Here is a 23,240-nt window from a genome sequence, read left to right on the forward strand (position 1 = left end):
CCAGCCTGGCGGCCGCCTCGCGCGGACCGCTGGGCCCTCCTGGGCTCAGTCGATCTGCAGGTGGTAGTGGGGCGGCCGCGACTCCTCGAGCGCGAACACGCCCCCGACCTCGTCGACGCCCTCGAGGAAGGCGCGCTTCTCCGCGGGTGTCATGTCCCGGTTCCGGATGTCGACGGCGCCCTCCCGGAGGTGCGCCGAGATGAACACGCCGCGATCGATCTGGGCGCGGATCACCCGCTCGAGGGCGGCGATCATGGCCTCCGGCGGGTGCTCGGCCGAGCGCCCCTCCTCGTAGGCGCTCTTGATCTCGCGCGCCGCCGTCTTGTCCTTGTAGAGGCCGAGGACGTCGGCGCCGTGCCGGAAGAGCTCGTGCATCGCCTCGGCCTGCCGCGCGGGATCCCGCGTGCCGCTCGTGACCACGAGCTCCTTTCCGGTTCGCCGGAAGTAGGCGGACGCGATCTCCGCGACCTTCTGCTCCACGGCGGGCGCGAGCTCGACGCCAGGCAGGACGGCGTAGCGGCGCTCCTCGTCGGCCTCCGCCGGCGTCGCGCCGGGCGCCGGAGCGCGCGCGGGCGGCTCGGCGTCGGGGGGCTCGTCCTCGTCGCTCTCCTGGACGTGCAGCGAGAGCACCCGGGCCGCGGGACCGTCGGGGACCCAGAAGCCGAACCACCCTACCCGCGCGCCGGGGACGGGAGCGGTGACAGGTGGGCGTGGCGTCCGGACAGGCTCGGGCGCCGGCGCGGCCCGGGAGACGCAGCCTCCCGCGGCGAACGCGAGGGCGATGAGGGCGGCGCGGCGAGCGCCCTGGAGAGCGGAGGAGCGCGAGCACAACATGCGAGCCACGAGCGCCTCCTACTTCGTGATCGTGAACGAGGCGCGCGCGAGCTCCTTGCCCACCGCGTCGCTGACCGTCACCGACCAGATCCCCGCCGCGCGCGCCTTCCGCGTGGCAGCCCACGTACGGAAGCGCCGCTGCGCGCCGACCGCGAGGGGGATGCGCAACGGCGGGCCGCCATCGGGCGGCGTGAAGACGACGCTGATCTCCGAGGTGGCCTGGTCCTTGTTCGAGAGCTCGACGAAGGCGTAGAGGCGGTCGATCTCCGCGCTCGCGAACGAGCTCGCCGGCTCGATCGGCTCGCGGCCGGCGATGCCCTTCGAGACGACGAGCCGTATCACCTGGAGCTCGGGCGCCCGAGCGGCGCCCTCTCCCACGCCGCCCTGCGCCGCGCCCGCGGCGGTGCGCGCCTCAGCCGACCCCGACCTGCGGCGCCGCTCCCGACCCGGGCCGCGGGCGGGCGACGCGTCCGCCGCGTCGAGGCGGTCTGCGTCGCTGCGGCCCTCGTCCGCGGCAGCGCCGCTCGCGGCGGCCCGGACCGGCACCGCCGCGTCCGATCGCGCCTCGCCCGCCTGCCCCTCGGACCCGCCGCCTGGCCTCCCCTCCGCCGCGCGGCTCAGCGCGGGAAGCTCTTCCCGGGAGATCCGCGCGATCGCCTCGCTCGGATCGCTGCAACCGAGCCCCGCCCCGCCGAGAACGGCGGCGGCGAGCGCCAGGGCCATGGTTTTCCGTGTCGTTCCCCGCGTGTCCACACCGACGAGGTGCCACGATTCAGCGGAGGGGGCGAAAAAACGGCAACCCGACGGCGAGCGACCCAGCGGCTCGCGCAAGGCTCACGAGGGATCGTCGCCGCACGCTGGACGTGGGGTCCGGGGCGCGGCCATCCCGAGATTCCGAGATCTCATCAGGGATCCCTGATGTGTGGCAGCACCGCGTCGCGATGTGCCGGCGCTCCGGTGGGAGCGCACGTCCGCAAGGCGCCTCGCGGCGCTCCGGTCAGTGCTTCGGACGGGACCGGCGCGGACCGCCGGTCGACTCGCCCTCTGGCGTCGTGGCGAAGCTGGTGATCGCGCTGTCTTCGATCATCAGGATGAGCAGGCCCCCGCTCGCGCCTCGTGCCGTCTTCGCCCGGGATCCCTGGCTTGTCTCCCGCGACGGATGGTCCGAGCTCTCCGCTGAGATCCGCTTCATCTCCAACTCCTTCAAGACTTCAGTCCTGCTGTTCACGCCCCGGCTGGCTGACCTGTGTGGACTTCCGTGCACCGCGTCTGGGGCGAAAACTGAACCGGGCGCGAGAACGCCAATGTTCGCAGAATAGTCACGAATCCGACTGAAAATCACCTGGAAAGCGCCACGCGCGGTGAGTTCTTGCCGGCAGAGGCTCAGGCGTCGGCTTTCGTTTCAGCGGGGATCTACCGGGATTTCATCGGGATTTCCGCGGGAGGTCGCGCGGCGGCGCGACAGGGATTCAGCGCCGGCCGAAGCCGGGCAGCTGGCGGGTTGCGGCCACAACCTCGTCGCAATCGATACAGCGCATGAGCCCGTCGACAAGTTCCATGCTACCGAGGCTGCCGCACTCCGGGCAGCGGTTGGCGAGCTGGTGCTTGCTCTCCTCGCAGAGCCGGCTCTGCTCCGCCTCGGCCTCCGCCTCGACACGGAAGATCTCGGCCGGCGTGCGCGCCTCTCGCTTTCGGTCGTCCATGGCGCGCAACGTATCATGTGCTCGGCGCGCGCCGCGAGCGCCGTGCTCGCAGCCGCCGGGCCTCTCGCTCGCTCACCGCGCGGACTCGATCATGCTCCGGAACGCCGACCGCGCCGACTGCACGGTCTCGTCAGGCCCGACGATCCTGAAGAACCAGTTTCCGCGATCCGGCGTCCTCACCGCCGCGCCGACGAGCCGGTAGTCGTCCTTCACCATCTCCACGGGCGATCGCTTGCGGGCGCCGGACTGCGGCCCGAGCGCGATCTTGTACGTGCCGGCCACCTCGACCAGCTCGACCGGCATGCCACGCACCTCGAACGACGCGCGCCTGGCCTTCGCCCCGACGTCGCCATCGAACTGCGCGAACCACTCGTTGAAGCGCGCATCGACGTCTCCCTTGCTCCCCAGGCCGAACGAGAGGACCTGCACCTCGGCGTCCTCCTTGTCGTTCGCCGCCCTCGGCACCTTGTAGAGGGCCTTGCGCGGGCCGGCGCGCGGCACGTCGAGCGCAGCCCAGCTCCCCGGAACGTCCCACGCGAGCCGCGCGGCGGATGGCGCGCTGGAGACGGCCGGCGGCGGCTCCGGCTCCGCCGGGGTCCTCGAGCAGGCCGAGACCGCGAGCGCCATCATCGCCGCTCGAGCGAACGACACCCGGCGTGGGAGCATGGGGGCGGTTCTACCACTGCGCCCTCCATCGAGGCGCAGGATTTCGATACCCCGCGCGGCAGGGAACCGCGATCCTCTCCTCGGGCGACGAGCCGCCCGAGCGGGGGGCGTCGCGCTCGCTGGAGGGGCCCGGCCGCGATCCGCGCGCGGGCTCGGGTGTAAGCCATCGGCCCCGCTCGCACGTAGAAGAGACGCCCCGGCCAGGGAGAGGGAGAGGAGACGGCGCGCATGGATCAGATCGGCGAGTACCTCGTTCGACGCCTCGTCGGCGAGGGCGGGATGGGCAAGGTCTACGAGGGCGAGGAGCGCCTGTCGCGCCGGCGCGTCGCGCTGAAGGTGCTCCGCCCCGAGCTCGCCCGGAGCGAGCAGGGACGCCGGCTCTTCCTGAACGAGATGCAGATCCTCGCGCACCTCGAGCACCCGAACATCGTCCGGAGCCTCGCCAGCATCGAGGCCTCCGGCGAGCTCGTGATGGTGCTCGAGTACCTGGACGGCCAGACGCTGCGCTCCGTCCTTGGCGCCGCCGGCCGCCTTCCCTGGCCGGAAGCGGTGCGGATCGCGGCCAGCGTGGCGAGCGCCCTCGCGGCGGCCCACGGGCAGCAGCCTCCCGTGATCCACCGCGATCTCAAGCCCGAGAACATCATGGTGCAGCGGGATGGCGGCGTGAAGGTGATGGACTTCGGCATCGCCAAGGTCGTGGAGGCGATGAACCAGACCAACACGCAGAGCGTCGGCACCCTGCAGTACATGAGCCCGGAGCAGATCGACGCGCGATCCATCGATCACCGCTCGGATCTCTACTGCCTGGGGCTCATCCTGTACGAGGCGCTGTCCGGCAGCCCGCCGTTCCAGTCGGCGTCGCCGCGGGAGCTGCTCAACCTGCAATGCACGGCAGAGCCGCCGCCGCTCGGCGACGACGTGCGGAGCGGGCTGCCCCGCGGCGTCGAGCAGCTGCTCTTCCAGCTGCTCGAGAAGGCGCCCGAGGATCGGCCGTACCTCGCTCAGGACATCGTGGATCGGCTGGAGCCGTTCCAGACCGCGGTGAGCGCGCCGCTCCGCGCCGGTGACCGCGTCCGCGCGAGCGCGCCGCAGCGCGCCAGCGATCACGACCGCGAGAGCGCGCCGCTCCGCGCCGGTGACCGCGAGCGCGCAAGCTCACCGCACCGCACTGGCGACCGCGAGCGCGCGAGCTCGCCGCAGCGCGCCGGCGACCGCGAGCGCGCGAGCTCGCCGCAGCGCGGCGACGACCACGACCGCGCGAGCTCGCCGGGCGCCGCGCGCGTCACCGGCGGAGCGGACGCGCCTCGCGCGGACACCATCGCGCTCGTCGAGCAGATCGACCGGCCGCGCGACGTCCCGATCCGGCTCGCGATCGCGATCATCGCGACGCTGTCGGCGCTGGCGGGCCTCGGGACCTGCGCGCTGCGCTCCACGAACGGCGCGCCGGAGCCGCCCACCAGCACCGCGACGCCGGCCGCCACGGAGGGGGCGCGGTGAGGCGAGCGTCGCCGGAGCAGGCAGGCTACACGGAAGGCGCGCCCCTCCCGGCCGTGGGCTGCGCCGCGCGATGGCGCTGCGGCGCGGGCTCCGGAGAAGAGCTCTGGCGGCTCGGCGCGGCGGACCAGGACGCTCCGGCAGGGCCCGAGCACCAGGCCGTCGCGACGCGCCTCCTGTCGCTCGGGAGCGCCGGCGTCGGCGGCTTCATCGACGGCGGCGTCGCCTCGCCGGCCGAGGGCGAGCGCGCCGCCGCGGCGAGCCCGGACGGCGCGCGCGTCTGGCTCGCGCGGCGGCTCGCGGGCGCGCCCCTCTCGGACTGGATGCGCGCGCGGCGCGGGCCCATCCCCTTCCAGGAGGCGCTCGGGCTCGCCATCCAGGTCGCCCGCGCGCTCGCGGCGTGCGAGCGCGCCAGCCTGTTCCCCGGTCCGCTCTCGCCCGACGCGGTCCTCGTGGACGACGCGGGCCGCGTGACGCTGCCCGCGAGCGCGCTCGTCGCCGCCCTCGTCGGCGCGCCGGCGAGCCGCGGCGCCGCCACGGCGCCCCGCGGCGAGGGCGCGCGGGTGTCCTCGGAGATCCCGCCGCTCTGGACGCCGCCCGCGCAGGCCGACGGCGCGCTCTGGGACAGCGCCGCGAACCGGTACGCGCTCGGGCTCGTGCTCTACCGCCTGCTCGCGGGAGAGCACCCGTTCGCGGGCGCTGGCCTGCGGCACGCGCTCGGCGAGGCCGCCCGCGCGGAGCCGCCGCCGTTCATCGAGGGCGTCGCGACCTCGCTCCCCGCGGGCCTGCAGGGCTATGTGCTGCGGCTGCTCCATCCGGATCCGTCGGAGCGGCCGCCGCGCGCCGAGGAGATCGCCGATGCGCTGAGCGGGTTCCTCGAAGAGCGCCCGCCGGCGCCTCCGGTGCACGCCGCCCGGACCTCCCGTCGCGCCGGCGCGGCCACCTCGGCGAGGACCGGCCCCGCGCCGCACGAGCGCGCGCGCCTTGGCGGCGCGGGCAACGCGGGTGCCGCGGGCGCCCACCCCCCGCCGCGCGGCCCCGCCGGCGCCGCGGCGCGGCTGTGGCGGATCGCGCCGCTCGGCGCCGGCGCGCTGATCGCGTCGGCCGCGCTCGCGCTCTCGCGGGGTGAGCCCGGTCCAGCGGCGCCGCGCGCGGTCGCCGTCGCGCCGGTCACGCCGCTCGCGCAGGCGCGGACGGCGGCGGAGGACTGCGCGGCGTGCCACGGCCGCCAGGCCGCGGAGTGGCGCCGCTCGGTGATGGCGCACTCGGTGAAGAGCCCTCTCTTCAACGCGCTGGAGAGCCTCATCGAGGAGCAGGTCGGGCGCACCGCCGACTGCCCGAACGGCGCGGGCATCCTGCGCAAGGTCGATCCCGCGCGCGCCTGCCGGGACGGGCAGAGCGGCGTCGCCGTCACCGGCTCGGGCGGCGAGCACTGGTGCGTGAACTGCCACAGCCCGGCGGAGAACCTCGACGCCGCGATGCCCGCGTGGGACGGCCGCGCCGGCGGCGATCCCCGCGCGCGCCTCCCCGTGCGCGACCTGCTCACCCGGCGCGGCCTGGAGGGGATCTCCTGCAGCTTCTGCCATCAGGTGCACGGCCCGGTCGGCCCGCGCGGGCGCCCCGGATACCAGGGCAACCCGACGTGGACGTCCTTCGTGACGGGCGCCGTCTTCCCTGCGCGTCCCGAGGACGGCCGCGGCCTGTTCGGGATCGCGAACAGCGGCTACGACCTCCGCCCCGAGGAGCTGCTGCTCCCCTCGGGTCAGGGCGCGGCCGCGCGCGCCGGGCTCCAGCCGACGGGATCGGCGGGCGCGATCGAGCCCGTGGTGCACGGTCGCCCGTCAGCGAGCGCGAGGGCGTACCTGCGCTCCAGCGAGTTCTGCGGGGCGTGCCACGACGTGCGCCTCTTCGGCAGCGACAGCCTCGCCGCGGCGCGGGGCGAGCACTTCAAGCGGCTGCGCAACGCCTACACCGAGTGGTCGGACTGGGCGAGGTCCGAGGAGCGCGCGGGCCGCCCGGCGGCGACCTGCCAGGACTGCCACATGAGCACCTATCCGGGCGTCTGCGAGGCGGCCCCGGCGGCGGGCGCCGCGCAGGCGTCGCCGGGAGATCCCGAGTGCCCGCCCGGCACGCGCTTCGCCCCGCGGAGGCCCGGCGCGCGCCCGCGGGGCCGGATCGCGGATCACTCCACCGCTCCGGCGGACGTCGCGACCCATTACTTCTCCGGCGTGGATGTGCCGCTGTCGGACGAGTTCCCCGACGCGCTCATCGATGAGCCGTCGCTCGACGTGCACGGCATTCCGGCGGGCGCGCGCCGCCGCCGCGATCTCTTGCTCCGCCACACGTTCCGCTTCGAGCTCGGCGCCGCGCGCCGCGCCGGTGCGGCCGGGGATCGCGTCGAGATCCCGGTCGAGATCGAGAACACCGGCGCCGGGCACAAGGTGCCGGCCGGCTTCAGCCAGGAGCGCGAGTTCTGGGTTCACCTCGTGGTGAGGGATGGAGAGGGGCGGGTGATCTACGAGGTCGGCCGGATCGACCGCGCCGACGAGGATCTGAGAGACAAGGTGTTCGCCCGGGTGACCACCGATCCAGACGCGAACAACCCCTTCGCGCCGGCGGGCGCTCCAGGCGGGCTGTTCGGCGCGGATGTGCGCGACGGGCCTGATGTCCCCCTCTGGACCCCACCTCCACGGCTCGGCGGCACCTCGTTCCGTGGGCGGGGGCTCATCAACTTTCAGAACGGCTTTCTGCGCTGTGTCCGATGCATCGGCGTCGTGGCCGCAGACGGCACCTGCCAGGCCGCGCCCGGCCAGGGGCTGCACCACGCCGATCGGTTCACGGACGGCGATTACGACCTGGACACCGGCGCTTGCGGCTCGAACCTGTCGGGACAGAACGCCTTTCTCGAGACGTATTTTCCGGTCGGCGCGCTGGACGCGAGCCGGGGCGCCGTCAAAGGGCCGGACGCGATCATCGATACGCGCTCCGTGCCGCCCGGCGTGCCGATCCGGTACACCTACGATCTTCGCACCGGCCAGCGGCGCGGCCCGCTCCGGGCCGAGGCGAGGCTGCTCTTCCGGGCGTTTCCCCCGTTCCTGATCCGCGCCTTCGCCGCGTACGAGCGGGAGCAGGCGCGGCGCGGCCTGCGGCCGACCGGCCCGCTGGTCACCGACGCCATGCTCGAACGCCTCGAGATCGTCGAGCTCGCGCGGGCCGAGGTCGAGATCCCCTGAACCGAGGTCGCCGCGATGGAGCAACGGACGCAACGGACACAACAGACGCACACGACGCGACGGACGAGGCAGGCACCTCGACGCGCCGGCCCACAAAAAGGGGCGAGCCCCTACCCCGGCCTGCGGGGTAAGGGCTTCGCTGGTCAGGCGCTGACGAGCTCAGCGCGCCGTGGTCATGAAGAGCGTCGCCGTCGATCAGGGAGGGGGCGGGGGCGGCTCGGTCGAGAGCGGATCCGGCATCTTATCCGTTTGCGGCCTGGCGATCCGGTAGGGGCGCGTATTGGGCGAGTAGTAGCTCGTGTTCGACGCCGTGACGCTCCACGTGTAGCCGAGCAGGGAGCCCGAGAGCGAGTCGGCGTACACACGCACGTAGCCCGTCCCGGCGCCCGGCGTCATCTTGCCGCCGTTCTGCTCGCCGCACGGCCCGCTCCACCGGCTGTCCTTGTACTTGCCATCGCACCCGTGCGCAGTGCCGGTCGAGTCCGCGATCGGCACAGCAAACTGCCTCGTCCCCGAGTATCTGGGGTTGATCTGCGGGAGGATCTCCTGCGCCGCGCCGATGATGATCATCGTGTGGCCGGCGTAGCTGTCGTCCTTGCCGTCATTGGGGTTGGAGTCGGGGATGGCGCCGACGGCGAAGACATCACCCTTCTGGATGTCGGCCGCCCGGACGACACGGCGGAAGTACGTCTCGAACCCGGTAAGGGTCTCGCCGACCTTCGGGCTGTCGACCATGATTTTGAAATAATAATCGGACGGCGGGCTGTTCTTGCCCCACATCGCATAGATGTCCTGCTGGGTGTACCCCATCGCCTTCTGCAGCGACAGCGTGAAGAAGCACGCGGCCTTGGTCATGCCGGTCCACGCGATGTCCTGGTCCTCGTCGTCCCAGTTCATGAAGCACTCGGGCTCAGTGCCCCACTCGTTGCTGACGGCGTTGTCGATGAACTCGAGCGCCCAGTCCTCGGCGCCCTTCGCGCTCGCGGAAGCCGAAGCGAGCGTGAAAGACGCGGCAGCCAGGGAAGCAACAGCCAAACTCGTCGTGCGCCTACTCATACTTCTACCTCGTTGATTTGGAATGACATTGCATGTGCACTCAAGAACAGATGCTAGTCATTTCATGCCGAACCCTCAAACGAACCCTGGCGCCGAAGATGCCGAGTCTAGCAGGATGGATATTCACTGTAATCGGCTTGGGTGTCAAGGCATTTTCGGGACGCTCGTCCTTTTTCTGCACCTTCTTGAACGTGAAGTAAGACCATGTCGTTTCTTAAGACAGCGGATGCGCGACGGTGTGGAGCGACGGTATCCGACGCCATGACACGCCGGCCTCGTCCGCTCCACGTCCACGTCCCCGTCCACGTCCGCGTTCTTCGCGCCGGTTGTGCTCCTTGCGCGCCTTGCGCGCCTTGCGCCCCTTGCGGGCCTTGCGCGCCTTGCGCGCCTTGCCCCGTTCCTGTCGACCTCGCTCCAGGAGGCGGCTCGGGCCGTGCGGGCGCGGCGGGGGCGGGTCGGGAGGAGCGGCGGCCTGCGTCCTTCGACCAGGAGACCTGCTGATGCCCTCATCGGACCACACCCACGGCGCAGGGGCTGATCGCCCGGGGGCGTGGCCGCCGGCGGTGTTCGACGCCCCCTTGCTGCGAGGGCTCGACGAGCGCGCCCGGCGTGAGATCGCCGGGGCGGGGCGGCTCCGCTCCCTGTCACCGGACGAGGTCGCCTATCGCGCGGGCGACGCCGGCGACGCCTTCTTCGTGGTCGCGTCCGGGCGCGTCGCCCTGCGCGCGACGCGCCGCGGAGACGATCGCGATACCGAGGTGCGCACCGCCGCCGCGGGCGACGTCATCGGCGAGGAGGCGGTCGTGGGGATGTCGCGCAGGACCACCGCAGTCGCGCTCGCCCCCAGCGTGCTCGCCGAGATCCCGGTCCACCTGTTCCGGCGCGCCGCCGGTCGCTCCGGCAAGGCCGAGATCGCCGAGAGGCTCGAGCGCGCGCTGCAGAGGAGCGCGACACGCGACCTCCTCAGCACCCTCGCCTTCACGCGTGACCTGGACTCCGACGACGTCGAAATTCTACTTGACGCAGTGAGTCATCGGCGCTTCGAGCGCGGTCAGGCCATCTATCGCACGGGCGATCCGGCCGCCGAGCTCTGGCTCATCGCTGAAGGGATGGTGCAAATTCAGACCGAGGACGGAGATCGGATTCATGTGCGCGCGTACCTCACCCGAGGTGATTTCTTTGGCGACGTCGAGCTCGACGAGGGCCGCTGCCGGGCGGCGAGCGCCGTGGCCAGCGGCGCCACGACGCTCCTGGCCGTACCGTCGAAGACGTTCGCCGCGCTCGCGCGGAAGCACCCTGATCTGATCCCCCGACTCCGGCGCATCACCGGCGAGCACCACGAAAGGCAGGAGGCGGTCATCGCCGGCCATGCGCGCAATCACACAGCGCACATCTTCAGGGACCTCTATCGCCTTCAAGTCGCGCGGTCGCTCCTGGTCATCGATCTCGAGACGTGCGCCCGCTGCGGACACTGCGCGTGGTCGTGCGCCGACGTGCACGGGGTCTCACGGCTCGTGCGCCGCGGGGACAAGGTGCGCGCGCGGGTGGACGACGCGGAGCCGGCCGCGCAGAAGGAGGCGCCGCGCAGCCTGCTCTTGCCAAATTCCTGCCAGCACTGCGAGAGCCCCGCCTGCATGATCGAGTGCCCCACCGGCGCCATCGGCAAGGACACCGGGGGAGAGGTGTTCATCCGGGACGCGCTCTGCACCGGCTGCGGCGCCTGCGCGAAGGCGTGCCCGTGGGAGAACATCGCGATGGCGCCGCGCCCCGCGGCCGCGCCGCGCCCGGGAGGCGCGGGCTTCGCGGACGTCGCCGTGAAGTGCGATCTCTGCCGCGATCACGACGGCCCCGCGTGCGTGAAGGCCTGCCCCACGGGCTCGATCTTCCGCGTCAACCCGGCGGAGGAGATCGCCGACGTGCGCGACCTGCTCGGCGGGGCCCGGCGCGAGCAGGAGCGCGCCGCCGCGCCACGGAGCGGCGCGGCGCTCGTCGCGGGCAGCGCGCTCGCGGCGGCCGGGCTCGGCGCGGCGGGGCTCTTGGCGCACGCGCGCGGCGGCGCGCGCCCGGGCGAGGGCGCCGCCTTCTCGGCGGGCGTCGCCGCCGCGGTCGGCATGGCGCTGCTCCTGCTCTACGCCGTCCCCAAGCGCGCCGGGCGATGGGCGTGGATGCGGCCCAGGCGGCGCGGCGACACGGCCCTGGAGGGCGGCGATGCCGCGCCCGTGAAGAGCCGGCTCCGCCCGCACCTGACCGGGCACCTCGCGCTCGGCCTCGTCACGGCGGGCCTCGCGCTCGCGCACGCGCCGTGGCCCCGGTCCGGCCGCCCGACGCTGGGCGCGGCGCTGCACCTCGTGTTCTGGGCCACCGTGGCGGCCGGCGCCTTCACGGCGATCGCGTACCGGCTCGCGCCGCGGCGCCTCGCCCGGATCGAGCGCACCGCCGCGCTGCCCGAGGATTTCAGCGCCGCCCGGCGCGAGCTGCTCGACCGCTTCTACCGCGAGGTGAGCGGGCGCAGCGATCTGGTCAAGAAGATCGTCGAGAAGATCCTCGTGCCCTACCTGCAGAGCCCCCTCGGCCCGCTCGCGCTGCTCGCCTCGGGGCGCGGCCTGCGCGAGGAGGAGCGCGCGCTGCGCGCCCGCATCGACGCGGTCCTCGAAGGGCGCGGGGCCGAGCGGCTCGCCGGCCTGGCGGAGCTCATCCGCCTCGCCGTGGAGCTGCGCGCGCTCCCGGCCCAGCGCGCGCTCCTCGCCGCGCTCCGCGGAGGGCTGCCGGCGCACATCATCACCTTCGGCGTCGCCGCGGCGCTGCTCGTGCTCCACGCGATGACGGCGGCGAGCGTGCCTCGATGAGCGCGCGCCGGACCGGGAGCGCGCGCACGCCGCCCCACACGGCCGCTGCCGCGGCGCGGGACAGCGCACCGGGACGCCGCGAACTCGCTATGAAATGGTTGCGAGGCACGGCATTTCTTTGTGCGCCGCGCGCGCCTCCGCCGGCGCGGCGACGCGCGCATCGAGGCGCGCACGTGAGCGCCGCGTCGGCGAAGACGCGCAGCAGGCAGCGCGCAGGCGAGAGGCCTGGACTTTGCCTTCTGCGCCCAGGTACAATTTTCCCGACAGCACCCTAGTGGAAGGTAGAGAAGCCGATGGCTGGTCCTTCGACCAAGTGGATGGGAGCGCTCTCCCGATCAGGCTCCCCCAGCGCGTGGGCGCCGAGAGCGCTGCTGCTCGTGACGCTGCTCACCGCGTCGGCCCTCATCGCCGGATCGTGCCGTGGAGGCAACAACGCCGGTGAGCCGCCGCAACCGGGGACGGACTGGCCCGACGCTGGGCCGGGAACGGGCGACCCGTGCGTCGACGGCGAAGAGGTCGAGTGTCACGTCACCGTCGGCGAGCACGAAGGTGTGCTGACGTGCCTCGACGGGATCCGGCGCTGCGAGGACGGGCGTTACGGCAGCTGCGACGGGACGATGACGATGCGGAGGTCGCCGTTCGGCTCGGCGCCGCCGGGGAGCGGTGAGGGCGGGTATCCGCGCCCGCTCGCCAACTCCGATGCCTCCGACGGCGGCCTGTGCGCGACCAACCCGTGCGACCCGACGTGCCAGTCGTTCGAGGAGACGCCGGACGGGGGGCCCATCAGCCTCGCAGGGACCGGTCCGACGTACACGTGGTCGGTCGGCGACATCAACGAGCTGCCCGATGCCGTCGCGCGGAAGGGCACGCACCAGCCGTGCACGACCAGCGAGGACTGCCAGTTCGACCAGTACTGCGACGACCCCGCAAGGGGCGCGTGCGAGCACGACCCGTGCGCGACAGGCTTGTCGCTGCTGTCGAACTGCAGCGGCTGCGCCACGAAGGTCTGCAACGCGAGATCGAGCTGCTGCACCTTCACGACCATACCGGCCGACTGCGGTCACGACGCCTGCGTGGCGGCTAGCGGCGCCGCGACCAACATGAACACGACCTGCGGCGACGCGTGCATCGCGACCATCTGCGCGAACCATCCGCGCTGCTGCGATATCACGTGCAGCACGACGGCGCAGTGCACTGCGGTCATCGGAGCGGGCAGCACCTGCGTCTTCCCAGGCCGCTGCACCGCGCCCGGCGGCATATGTCCCCCGGGAACCTATTATTCGGGCGGTCGCTGCACCGGGATCTGGACCGCGACCTGCGCGGGTTATGTCCCCACGGAGTGCGCCCCCAAGACGTGCAGCGCGCCGACCACGACCTGGGACGCGAGCTGCGTCGCCCTGGCCGGGTCGCTGTGCGGCTCCACCTGCGACACCGATCCCGGCTGCGCGCACGACAAGTGTTACACCGGCGAACGGCTGCTGCCGGGATGCAACACGTGCGTGGGGCTGATCTGCGATGTGGCCCCCAGCTGCTGCGATACGGGGCCAGGCGGCGGGTGGACACAGAGCTGCGTCGACCTCGTGGAGAGCGTCTGCGGCGAGACCTGCCCGCAAAAAGGCCTCTGCAAGTCGTACCAGCCGAGCCAGACGGACGCCACGTGCACCCTGCCGGACCTCACGATCGGCGTTCCCTGCGGCGGGACGATCCCGGTCTGCAACCGTGGCACCACCCCGGCCCCGGCGGGAATCGCCATCCACCGGTATGCTTCCACCGCGAACCAGCTGCCGTCCTCTGCCCCGAGCAAGGTCCTCAACTCCTCCTGCAGCAGCCCGAAGAGCGGCGGCACCCTGGCCTGCACGACAGCGCAGCCCATCGCCCCGGGCGAGTGCATCAGCGTGGCCGGCTGCACCGGCGTCACCGACGGGATGGAGCTGTTCGTCAATCCCCCTGGCGCCATGCAGATCCCCGAGTGCCGGTGCGGCAACAACGGGAGCATCTATCAATCGGCCATGTGCGAGTCGCCCGCCTGCATCGCGACGGCGAGCGTGTCGCTGGTCAGGCCGGTCACCCTGTTCGTGGCGCTCGATCGATCCACCTCGATGCGGGAGACGCTGTCGGGGGTGGACGTGAGCGCGGATCGATGGAATCCGGCGACGAGAGCGCTCAAGGCCTTCTTCCAGGATCCGGCGTCGGCGGGGCTCGGCGTCGCGTTCCGGTTCTGGCCGCTCGACAACCCGGGCCCGTGCAACGAGACCCCTTCCTGTCCGCCTGCCGGCGGCGGCGGCTGCGCGCTGCCGCTCGTCCCGTTCAACGGCGCCGCGGCCGACAGGTTGACCGCAGCGTCTGCGGCGATGGGGGACCAGCAAGAGATCAAGCTCATGCAGGCCTTCCTCAACTTCCCGACGCCCAACGGCGAAACGCCGATGTACCCGGCGCTGGACGGCGCCACCACCTGGGCGAACAACTACAAGGACGCCCATCCAGAGGAGGAGGTCGCGGTCGTGTTCGTCACCGACGGCATCCCGTCGAGCTGCGGCACCGTCCCCAACGCGATCGGAAACCTGGCACGAACCGCCTTCGTGAACCACGGCGTCCGCGTGCACGCGGTGGGCTTCGGCAACTCGAACCCGGAGATCATCAACCTCATCGCGGACCAGGGCGGAGGACAGGCGTTCAACCTCAGCACTGGCTCGGCTCTGGAAAGTACCCTCCTCACTGCGCTGGTCTCGATCCGCGGAGAGGCGCTGCCCTGCGACGTCACCGTCCCCATCGCGGGCGTCTCGGATCCAGCGTCGGTGTCCGTCGTCTACGAGAACGCCGCCGGCGTGGAGACGACGCTCACGCCCCGGGCCGGGGTCGGCAGCTGCGGCGCGGGGGGCTGGTACTTCGATTCCGGGAACACGAACGTGAAGCTCTGCCCGACGACCTGCTCCACCATCCGCGAGAACCCGGGTGGGAAGGTCCGGGCCGTCGTGCCATGCACGACGACGAGCGTCACGGCGATGACCACGGCGTGGGAGCAGTACCACGGCGTCTGCCCGCCGGGGACCAAGACCCAGTGGGGATACCTCAGGTACAGGACGACGACCCCTGGCGACTCGAGCGTCGAGTTCTTCGTGAGAGCGGCGGACGATCCCGCCGACCTCGCCTCGGCGACGGTCAGGCTCGCGGCGACCGCCCACGCGACGCCGACCGACACCCGGATCTGCGATGAGGGCTCGATGCCGCCGTGCGCGATCGATCTCTTCGACGTGCTGCAAGAGCTGCCGGACGCTCGAACAGAGTACCTGGAGGTCCGGATGAGGCTCAATCCGACGAGCACCGGAGGGGGCGGCGTTCAGGTGCAGGACTGGGAGATCACGTATTCATGTCCAGATACCGAGTGAGCCGAAGCACCATGGTGGCCGCGCTGCTCTGCGCTGCGGGGGTGGTCGCGGCGTGCAGCGGAGATGACGATGCGCCGCGGCCGCGGCCCCCGTCGGCCTCGAGCGGCGCCGGCGCGGCCGGAGGCGGCGACGGGGGCGCGGGCAGCGGGGGCGCCCCCCCGGGCGACTGCGGGAACGACGTCGCCGAGCAGAGTGAGGCGTGCGACGGGCCCGATCTCAGGGGCGCGACCTGCCAGAGCGTCGGGTTCGATAGCGGCGAGGTCCGGTGCAGCTCCGAGTGCACCCTCGACGCGTCGAGCTGCTCGGGCGTCGAGGCGTGCCAGGACGGGCGGGACAACGACGGAGACGAAAGCATCGACTGCGGCGATCCGGAGTGCGAGGCGGCCTGCGCGGACATGTGCGCCGCGCCCGTGGCGCTCCCGGATCCAGGGACCGCGACCGGCGACACCAGCGGCCACGCGGCTGTCGAGGGCAACTGCTGGTCGGGGAGCCCGGGCGTCGCCTACACGTTCACGGCGACGACCACCGGCTTCCTCGACGTGGTGGTGACCCCACGCACGGACGCGCAGCTCGTCGCCGAGCTGCGCAGCGCCTGCGCCGACCCCACGATCGTGGGCGAGTGCGGCAGGCCCAGCATCGGCGCGGGGATCGAGAACCGGCTGACCGTGCCCGTCCGCGAGGGCGATGCGTTCTACGTGATCATCACGGGAGCCGACGCGAGCCAGGCAGGGGCGTTCGACCTCGGCGTGCGAAGCCGACAGACCGTCTGCGGGGACAACATCCAGGATCCGACGGAGCAGTGCGACAACGCCCTCGATCAGCCGGGCGACGGCTGCAGCGATAGCTGCGAGCTCGAGCCGACCGAGGTGGAGCCCAACGAGGACATCGCCTCCGCCAACACCTATGAGATCCCGTTCTTCGCCGCGATCGGCGCCCCGATCGATGATGTCCCGGACGTCGACGTCGTGCGCGTCACCGTGCCGAGCGGGCCGACCGTCCTCACCGCGGAGACCGCGGCTGTCACGAGCTCCGACTGCCTGACCGGCCGGCTCGACAGCGTCATCGAGATCCTTGATGCGAGCGGCAACTTGATCGTGCGACGCGACCGCGGGGACAACGGCCTTTGCGCCCGCGCCGTCGCGCCGGGGCTCGCCGCGGGCGACTACTATGTTCGCGTCACGTCCGTGCTCGGCTCCGTGGCGGAGACGTTCCCGTACCGCCTCGATGTGACGCTCGTCCCCGAGGTCTGCGGGGACGGCACGATGAGCGCCGGCGAGCAGTGCGACGACGGAAACACGGATCCCCTCGATGGATGCAGCGCCACCTGCCGCTTCGAGCTCGACGAGGCGGAGCCCAACGGCGCCCCCGCGCAGGCCAATGCGTACGCGGACCCGTGGCTCGCGGAGATCACGCCGGCAGGCGACGTCGACGTGATCGCCGTGACCGTGCCAGGGCCGCGCTCGACGCTGCACGTGAACGTCATCGACAACGGCACCAACGCTTGCCGGCTGGGGCAGCTCGACAGCTACATCGAGATCCTCGGCGACGACGGGACCACCGTGCTCGCGTCCGACGACGATGGAGGAGTCGGCAATTGCTCCTACGCCTCGCTCACCGACCTCGCCGCGGGCACGTACTATGTGATGGTCCGCGCCGCGTCGCTCGTCCCCGACGCGACCTTCTTTTATCGATTGAATGTCACGCTCCTCTAGCCCGAGCGGCGGAGGCCGCCGTCCGTCCGCGCCGACGGACGGCGGCGCCGACGACGCGGCGGGCCTGCCGGATCCCACGAGGACGCTCTACCGCGCCGATCTCTCCGATCCGCGCCAGCGCGCCGCCCAGCCGCGGGAGGTCGTGCGGGGGCGCGCCGCGCGCCGCGCCGAGGCGACCTCCGACGTCACCCGCTTCCGGGGCGTGCTGCCGGCCACGCTCGCGGGCGCCGTCGCGACGGGCGCGGCGGCGCTGCTCTTCCCGCCGCCGGGGGGGCACGCGGCGCCGGGGCCGCTCTCGCTGCCCCACGCGCGCGCGCAGCTCGCGTGCGCGTCGTGCCACGCCGAGCAGGCGCCCGCCGCGCCGCGGGACACCGCCGCGGCCCGGGAAGCCGCGCCCTCGCGCGGAGCCGCGGCAGGCGCGCGCATCGATCAGGCCTGCGTGGGGTGCCACGGGGCCCACGGCTCCACCCGCAGGAGCCACGGGCAGCTGCTCGCGAGCGGCGCGCTGAGCTGCGCCACCTGCCACCCCATCCACCGCGGCGATCAGGGCGTCGTGTTCGATCCGGCGAGGCCGCCTGTGCGCTTCGCGCCGGGCGCCGAGGTCGAGCTCCCGAGGTCGGCCTTCCGCCCGGGCCAGCCGGCCACCGTGGCGATCGTCACGGCCGGGAGCTGCGCGCCGTGCCACGACCTCGCCGCGCCGCGAGATCCCATCGCGCGCTGCCTCGTCGCGGCGCAGGCGCCGCTCGGTGACGCGCGTCCGATCACGTGCTTCGACGAGCACCGCCCTGCCCTCCCCGAGGACGCCGCGACCGGCCGCGCAGGCGGCGACCCACGCCCCGCCGGCCGCAACGCCGGCCGCGCAGGCGGCGACACGAGCCCCGCCGGCGTCTGCAGCGGCCAGCACACCGAGGACCGCGCCCTCGCCTGGGACGCGGCGCGCGACGCCGCCGCGGCCCTGCCCGTCGTGAAGGCCGGCGCCACGCCCGGCGCGCCCGCCCTGCTCTGGATGGGCGCAGGCCTCGCCGCCGCCGCCCTCGCGTTCGCGGGCGCCCGCGGCGGCCAGGCGCTGCGCGCGCGCCGCGCGCGGCGAGCGGCGCGCGACCCCGGGGGCGAGGACGCGATGCTCCGCCCCGCGGCGCGCGTGCGCCTGCCCCGGATCGACACGACCACCTGCCTCGGCTGCTACGCGTGCGTCGACGCGTGCCCGTACGACGTGCTCGCCATCGAGAAGTACGTCGCGGTCGTGGCCCGCCCCGAGGCGTGCTGCGGCCTCACCCTGTGCGAGCAGCGCTGCCCCAACGGGTCGCTCACCATCGAGGGCGGCGCGCCGATCGCCGATCGCCCGCGCCTCGGCGACGACCTCGGCAGCCTCGACGTGCCGGGCCTGCACCTCGCCGGTGACGTCACCGGGCTCCCGCTCATCAAGAACGCCATCCACCAGGGCGCGCACGCCGCGACGCGCATCGCGGAGGACCTGCGGCAGGCCGGCCCGCGCGGCGCGCGCGGTCAGGAGCTCGATCTGATCATCGTGGGCGCGGGGCCCGCCGGGATCAGCGCCGCGCTGCGCGCCAAGGAGCTCGGCCTCTCGTTCGAGGTGATCGAGCAGGGCAGCGTGGCGCAGAGCATCCAGAGCTTCCCGCGCGGCAAGCTGGTCTTCGATCAGCCGCTCGACCTGCCGATGACCGGGAAGCTGTGGCTGAAGGAGTCGACCAAGGAGGAGCTGCTCTCCCACTGGCTCCGCGTCGTGCGCAAGGAGCGGCTGCCGATCCTGCAGGACACCCGCATGGTGTCGGTCGCCCGCGCGGCCGGCAGAGGCGCGCCCGCCGTCGGCGCGGCGGCCGGCAGAGGCGCGCCCGCTGTCGATGCGACGGCCGGCTTCGTCGTCGTCACCGAGCCGCGCGAGGGCGGACCGCGCACCGAGCGCCATGCGCGGCGCGTGCTGCTCGCCATCGGCCAGCGCGGCTCGCCGCGCCGGCTTCCGTTCGAGCTATCCGCCGAGGTGGAAGGTCGGGTGTACTACCACCTCGCCGACGCCCGGAGCCTCGCCGGCAGCCGCGTGCTGATCGTCGGCCTCGGCGACGTCGCCATGGAAGCCGCGATCGCGCTGTCCCGCCAGCCGGCCACCGACGTCACCGTCGTCTACCGGGGCACCGGGTTCCGCCGCGGAAAGACCCGCAACATCGAGGAGTTGCGCAGGCTTGCGGCGGCGTCTCGCCTCTCGCTCCTGTTCGAGACCGACGTCTCCGCCCTCGCCGCAGATCCGGGCGGCGCGCTCGTGGCGACCCTCGCGTCGCCTTCGGGGGCCCGGGCGCACCCCTGCGACGCCGTGCTCGTCCTGATCGGGAGCATCCCGCCGTGGAGCGCGCTCCGCGCCGCCGGTGTCCGGCCGACCGCGGAGCCGTCAGATCGTTCCGAGCTCGGCGACGTACAAGGGACCACGCCCGCGGTCCCCGCGCCGTGAGTCCATCGTAAGCTCGGGGGGCCCAGGCCGTTCTCTGGAGGAGCCATGAAGCCGACCCACGTCGCCCTGTTCTCCGCCCTCGGCATGATGTTCACGAGCCTCTCCGTCTACTCCCTGGCCCCGTCCGGGGGCGGGAGCTCCGTCACGGCGGTCCCGGAGGTGATCACCGAGCCGCCCCGCCTGGTCCCCGAGGTGACGGGCGGCGCCGTGGCGGCGGTCGATCCGAGCCGCTTCACCACCGGGTCGAGGCTGATGCTGGAGGGGCGCGTCGGTCACGCGCGCCTGCCTCGCTCGGCGCAGGAGACGTTCCTGATGTTCGAGGTCCGCGGCGACGGGGCGCCCGCGAGGTCGCAGGCGCAGGCGAACCTCTCGCTGGTCATCGATCGCTCCGGCTCGATGAAGGGCACCCGCCTCACGAACGCCGTGCAGGCGGCGACGACGGCCGTGAGCCGCCTGAACGACGGTGACGTCGTGTCGGTGGTCACCTTCGACACGAGGACCAGCGTGGTCGTGCCGCCCACCACCATCGGGCCGGACACGCGCGGCCGCATCCTCGCGAGCGTCCGCGGCATCTCGCTCGGCGGCGACACGTGCATCTCGTGCGGCATCGAGGAGGGCCTCTCGCTGCTCGGTCAGACGAACGCCGGCGTGAGCCGGATGCTCGTCCTCAGCGACGGCGACGCCAACCACGGGGTCCGCGACGTCCCCGGCTTCCGCGCGATGGCGCAGCGGGCGCGCGATCGCGGCGTCGCCATCACGACCATCGGGGTCGACGTCGATTACAACGAGAAGATCCTGTCGGCGATCGCGCTCGACTCGAACGGCCGGCACTACTTCGTCGAGAACGACGCCGCGCTCGCGCGCATCTTCGAGGCGGAGGCCGAGCAGCTCACGGCGTCGGTCGCGAGCGGCGCGGAGCTCGCGATCGACCTCGCGCCCGGCGTGGAGCTCGACCGGGTCTTCGATCGCTCGTTCCGGCGGGCCGGCGGTCAGGTCATCGTGCCGCTCGGCGCGTTCGCGGCGGGCGAGGTGAAGACGGTCCTTCTCAAGGTGCGCCTCGGCGGCCTCGGCGGCCCCGGCGGCGACGCGCGCGGCGAGTCCCCTGTCGCCGACGTGGGCCTCACCTACAGGGACCTCGTCGCCAGGACCGACGCCCGGTGCGTGGGCAAGCTCGGCATCGCGATCGCGGACAGCGACGCCGACGCGAGCGAGCTCGACGCGCTCGTCGCGGGGCGCGTGCAGCGCAGCGAGACGGCGGCGGCGCTGAAGCAGGCCAACTTCCTGTTCGAGCAGGGGCGGCTCGACGAGGCGCGCAGCAAGCTCGACGCGCAGCAGCAAACGCTCAAGAAGGCGGCCGACAAGGCGAAGGCCAGCGCCCCGGCGAACCGCGCGAAGGACGTGGCGTCCGATTTCGAGGGCCAGCTCGCCGCGCTGGAGCGCGCGGGCACGGACTTCGCCACGCCGCCGGCGTTCGCCACGCCGCCGCCGGCCGCCGCGGGGCCGGGCGGCTTCGCGCATGCCCCGGCGGCGGCGCCGCCGCGGCCCGCCCCGGCGCAGTCCCGCCAGGGCAAGAGCGCCGTCCGCCGCAACGAGGCGGAGGCCTTCGATCTGGCGCGCTGACGCGCGGCGCCCGGCGCGGGCGGCGCGCTCCGGCCCCCGCCCCGCGGCGACGCGGGGCGTTGACACGCGCCGGGCTTTCGGGTTTTGACTCCCGGCGGTGGGCGTTCGACCTAGGGCGAGCCGGCCGGGAAACCGCCGGACGGGTGGCGACGGCGCGCAGGGCACGCCGCCGCGCGAGCCGCCGTCGACCCGGAAGGCGACCCCCGCGCGGCGCTCGCGCGGCGCGGGGCAGCGCTCGCCGGCGTCGCGGCGCCCTGCCCAGCCCCGGGCCGGGCGCGGGCGCGCGCTGCTCCTCGGGCTCGCGGGCGTGGTCATGGCGGCGTGCGCCGCGCTCCTCGCGCTGGTGTTCGGCTTCGGGCGCGCGAGGGCGCCGGACCGGGGCCGGGTCGTGGAGATCAACTGGCCGGACGGGCTCGACGCGGGTGAGGCGGCCGCGCTGCTCGCGGCCGAGGGGCTCGTCGAGAGCGAGCGCGCCATGGCGCTCTACCTCGGCGCTACCGGCGGCACCGAGGCGTTCGTGCCGGGCCCTCACCTGCTCTTCGAGGGCGCGACGCCGCGGGAGCTGCGGCAGCTGCTCGCGCGCGCGGAGGGCCGCCCCACGGCGAAGCTCACGATCCCCGAGGGCTTCAGCCGATTCGACATCGCCGCCCGGCTCGAGAAGCTGCGCATCGCCGGCCGGAAGACGTTCCTCGCGGCCACCGCCGACGGCGCGTTCCTCGACGCGCTCGGCATCGAGCGGAGCGGCGCCGTGGGCGCGGAGAGCGCGGAGGGGTACCTCTTCCCGGCGACGTACGAGCTCGCGCTGGACTCCGACGCGCGCGACGTCGCGCGGCGCCTCGTCGCCGAGTCCGACCGGCGATGGAGCGCGCTCGCGGCGCAGGGCAAGGACGGGCTCGCGGCGCTCCAGGCGACGCTCGGCTGGGGTCGCCGCGAGGTGCTCACGCTGGCCTCCATCATCGAGAAGGAGGCGGTCGTCGACGAGGAGCGGCCGCTCATCGCGAGCGTGTTCCTGAACCGGCTCCTCGATCCGAGCTTCCGCTCTCGCAAGCTGCAGTCCGACGCGACGGCGCTCTACGGCTGCGTCGCCTCGCCCGAGGAGGCGCCGTCGTGCGCCGAGTGGGGCGGCAAGGCCACGCCCGCCGTGGTGCGGGATCCGAAGAACCGCTACAGCACCTACGCGCACCCGGGGCTGCCGCCCGGGCCGATCGCCAACCCTGGGGCGCCGTCGATCGCGGCCGTGCTGGCGCCCGCGGCGACGAAGTACCTCTATTTCGTGGCCGCGGGCGGCGGGCGCCACCGGTTCAGCGAGAGCCTGGACGATCACAACGACGCCGTGCAGAAGCGCCGGGACGCGACGGCGCCCTAGGCGCGGGACACGAACGCAATCCAGCACACAAACTGTGCCTTCAGGCGCGCGACGGACCCCTTCCCTCCGGCACGGAGTCCCTCACGCGCATCACGGCGGCTCTCCGCGCGCAGCGATCGGATCGTCGTTCCTCGCGTTGCCTCGGCCGCGCCCGCGCCGCCCCCGCTTCCTGGATCTGCGCGCGCCGCGGTGTAGATTCGCGCGCCATCATGCGCCGTCCCGCTCCGTTCCTCCTCGCGCTCTCCGCTCCCCTCGCCGTCGCTGCCGCTGTCGCCAGCTGCTCGCCGCGTACCGCGCCCCCGGCCGAAGTGACGCAGGCCGCTTCCGCGACCGTTGCTCCGTCCGCTCCCCCCGACCCCGCCGCCTCGGCCTCGAGCGCTGCCCCCACCGCCAACGCTGCCCCCACCGCCAGCGCCGCGCCAGCCGCCAGCGCCGCGCCCGCCGCCGAGACGACGGTCGCCGCCGCCAGCGCCGCGCCCGCCGCCAGCGCCGCGCCCGATGCCGCGGCGCAAGCCGACGCCGGGCCGCTCCCGAAGGTCAAGGTCGCCAACATCGGCATGCACATCGGCGGCGGCCCGCACGACGACTTCACCAAGGAGCCGATCAAGCGCTCGGTCGCGCCCCACTTCGACGAGTTCCGCCGCTGCTTCGCGCTCGCCGAGGACCCGACCAAGGGCGGCGACTTCGGCATCGATCTCCGCATCGAGAAGGACGGCGGCAAGGCCGAGGTGCGCAAGCCGCGGACGGCGCTCAAGGGCCAGGCGTTCACGAGGTGCGTGGTCGGCGTCTTCGAGCAGATCGACTTCCTGAAGCCGAGGAAAGGCCCCACCGTGGTGAGCTACTCGCTCCGGTTCACCCCGTGA

Annotated in this window: 15 protein-coding genes; 9 read left to right on the top strand and 6 right to left on the bottom strand. The window is 73.4% G+C overall.

Annotated elements, in window-relative coordinates; all coding sequences use genetic code 11:
* Positions 1–45: 45 nt before the first annotated feature.
* The 5 genes from WMF45_RS24205 to WMF45_RS24225 all read right to left on the bottom strand — a co-directional run bounded on the left by WMF45_RS24205 (position 46) and on the right by WMF45_RS24225 (position 3,203).
* Positions 46–834: a hypothetical protein gene (locus WMF45_RS24205; protein WP_437719577.1), complete on the bottom strand. Its 789-nt coding sequence runs from the start codon at positions 832–834 to the stop codon at positions 46–48.
* Positions 835–852: 18 nt separating this feature from the next.
* Complete coding sequence (locus tag WMF45_RS24210) at positions 853–1,557, bottom strand: DUF2914 domain-containing protein (RefSeq protein ID WP_437719200.1); 705 nt, start codon at positions 1,555–1,557, stop codon at positions 853–855.
* Between the two features lie 274 nt (positions 1,558–1,831).
* The gene (locus WMF45_RS24215; RefSeq protein WP_437719201.1) at positions 1,832–2,026 is read right to left on the bottom strand and encodes a hypothetical protein; all 195 of its coding nucleotides are present in this window, start codon (positions 2,024–2,026) and stop codon (positions 1,832–1,834) included.
* 277 nt (positions 2,027–2,303) lie between these two features.
* Entirely contained in the window at positions 2,304–2,537 is a 234-nt protein-coding gene (locus WMF45_RS24220; RefSeq protein ID WP_012236968.1) for a hypothetical protein, read from the bottom strand.
* Between the two features lie 72 nt (positions 2,538–2,609).
* A complete protein-coding gene (locus tag WMF45_RS24225) occupies positions 2,610–3,203 on the bottom strand; it encodes a hypothetical protein (protein WP_437719202.1) in 594 nt (197 codons plus the stop codon).
* Between the two features lie 228 nt (positions 3,204–3,431).
* Between WMF45_RS24225 and WMF45_RS24230 the strand changes: the two genes are divergently transcribed.
* Both WMF45_RS24230 and WMF45_RS24235 read left to right on the top strand, forming a co-directional pair.
* Complete coding sequence (locus WMF45_RS24230; RefSeq protein ID WP_437719203.1) at positions 3,432–4,700, top strand: serine/threonine protein kinase; 1,269 nt, start codon at positions 3,432–3,434, stop codon at positions 4,698–4,700.
* Positions 4,697–7,930, top strand: coding sequence for a serine/threonine protein kinase (locus WMF45_RS24235; RefSeq protein ID WP_437719204.1), 3,234 nt, complete (start codon positions 4,697–4,699; stop codon positions 7,928–7,930). Before WMF45_RS24230 ends, WMF45_RS24235 begins: the two co-directional genes overlap by 4 nt.
* Positions 7,931–8,125: 195 nt before the next feature.
* Here the strand turns inward: WMF45_RS24235 and WMF45_RS24240 are convergent, their stop codons facing one another.
* The gene (locus WMF45_RS24240) at positions 8,126–8,986 is read right to left on the bottom strand and encodes a hypothetical protein (RefSeq protein WP_437719205.1); all 861 of its coding nucleotides are present in this window, start codon (positions 8,984–8,986) and stop codon (positions 8,126–8,128) included.
* A 500-nt stretch (positions 8,987–9,486) separates the two neighbouring features.
* Between WMF45_RS24240 and WMF45_RS24245 the strand changes: the two genes are divergently transcribed.
* The 7 genes from WMF45_RS24245 (at position 9,487) to WMF45_RS24275 (ending at position 23,240) form a co-directional block, all read left to right on the top strand.
* Entirely contained in the window at positions 9,487–11,832 is a 2,346-nt protein-coding gene (locus WMF45_RS24245; RefSeq protein ID WP_437719206.1) for a cyclic nucleotide-binding domain-containing protein, read from the top strand.
* A 377-nt stretch (positions 11,833–12,209) separates the two neighbouring features.
* Positions 12,210–15,218 carry a vWA domain-containing protein gene (locus tag WMF45_RS24250; RefSeq protein ID WP_437719207.1) on the top strand — a complete coding sequence of 1,003 codons (3,009 nt, stop codon included), beginning with the start codon at positions 12,210–12,212 and terminating at the stop codon, positions 15,216–15,218.
* Positions 15,200–16,930: a pre-peptidase C-terminal domain-containing protein gene (locus WMF45_RS24255; protein WP_437719208.1), complete on the top strand. Its 1,731-nt coding sequence runs from the start codon at positions 15,200–15,202 to the stop codon at positions 16,928–16,930. Before WMF45_RS24250 ends, WMF45_RS24255 begins: the two co-directional genes overlap by 19 nt.
* Complete coding sequence (locus tag WMF45_RS24260) at positions 16,914–19,391, top strand: NAD(P)-binding domain-containing protein (RefSeq protein ID WP_437719209.1); 2,478 nt, start codon at positions 16,914–16,916, stop codon at positions 19,389–19,391. The genes WMF45_RS24255 and WMF45_RS24260 overlap by 17 nt, the downstream gene beginning before the upstream one ends.
* 45 nt (positions 19,392–19,436) lie before the next feature.
* Entirely contained in the window at positions 19,437–21,011 is a 1,575-nt protein-coding gene (locus WMF45_RS24265; protein ID WP_437719210.1) for a vWA domain-containing protein, read from the top strand.
* 97 nt (positions 21,012–21,108) lie between these two features.
* On the top strand, positions 21,109–22,377 hold the full coding sequence (gene mltG, locus WMF45_RS24270; RefSeq protein ID WP_437719211.1) for an endolytic transglycosylase MltG: 1,269 nt from the start codon (positions 21,109–21,111) through the stop codon (positions 22,375–22,377).
* Positions 22,378–22,586: 209 nt separating this feature from the next.
* Positions 22,587–23,240: a hypothetical protein gene (locus WMF45_RS24275; protein WP_437719212.1), complete on the top strand. Its 654-nt coding sequence runs from the start codon at positions 22,587–22,589 to the stop codon at positions 23,238–23,240.

The sequence above is a fragment of the Sorangium sp. So ce448 genome, from assembly GCF_051520915.1.
Taxonomy (GTDB): Bacteria; Myxococcota_A; Polyangia; order Polyangiales; family Polyangiaceae; genus Sorangium; species Sorangium cellulosum_B.

Coding starts and splice junctions, on each gene's coding strand:
- WMF45_RS24205 (WP_437719577.1), bottom strand. CDS start 834: ATGTTGTGCTCGCGCTCCTCCGCTCTCCAGGGCGCTCGCCGCGCCGCC.
- WMF45_RS24210 (WP_437719200.1), bottom strand. CDS start 1,557: ATGGCCCTGGCGCTCGCCGCCGCCGTTCTCGGCGGGGCGGGGCTCGGT.
- WMF45_RS24215 (WP_437719201.1), bottom strand. CDS start 2,026: ATGAAGCGGATCTCAGCGGAGAGCTCGGACCATCCGTCGCGGGAGACA.
- WMF45_RS24220 (WP_012236968.1), bottom strand. CDS start 2,537: ATGGACGACCGAAAGCGAGAGGCGCGCACGCCGGCCGAGATCTTCCGT.
- WMF45_RS24225 (WP_437719202.1), bottom strand. CDS start 3,203: ATGCTCCCACGCCGGGTGTCGTTCGCTCGAGCGGCGATGATGGCGCTC.
- WMF45_RS24230 (WP_437719203.1), top strand. CDS start 3,432: ATGGATCAGATCGGCGAGTACCTCGTTCGACGCCTCGTCGGCGAGGGC.
- WMF45_RS24240 (WP_437719205.1), bottom strand. CDS start 8,986: ATGAGTAGGCGCACGACGAGTTTGGCTGTTGCTTCCCTGGCTGCCGCG.
- WMF45_RS24245 (WP_437719206.1), top strand. CDS start 9,487: ATGCCCTCATCGGACCACACCCACGGCGCAGGGGCTGATCGCCCGGGG.
- WMF45_RS24255 (WP_437719208.1), top strand. CDS start 15,200: ATGTCCAGATACCGAGTGAGCCGAAGCACCATGGTGGCCGCGCTGCTC.
- WMF45_RS24260 (WP_437719209.1), top strand. CDS start 16,914: ATGTCACGCTCCTCTAGCCCGAGCGGCGGAGGCCGCCGTCCGTCCGCG.
- WMF45_RS24265 (WP_437719210.1), top strand. CDS start 19,437: ATGAAGCCGACCCACGTCGCCCTGTTCTCCGCCCTCGGCATGATGTTC.
- WMF45_RS24275 (WP_437719212.1), top strand. CDS start 22,587: ATGCGCCGTCCCGCTCCGTTCCTCCTCGCGCTCTCCGCTCCCCTCGCC.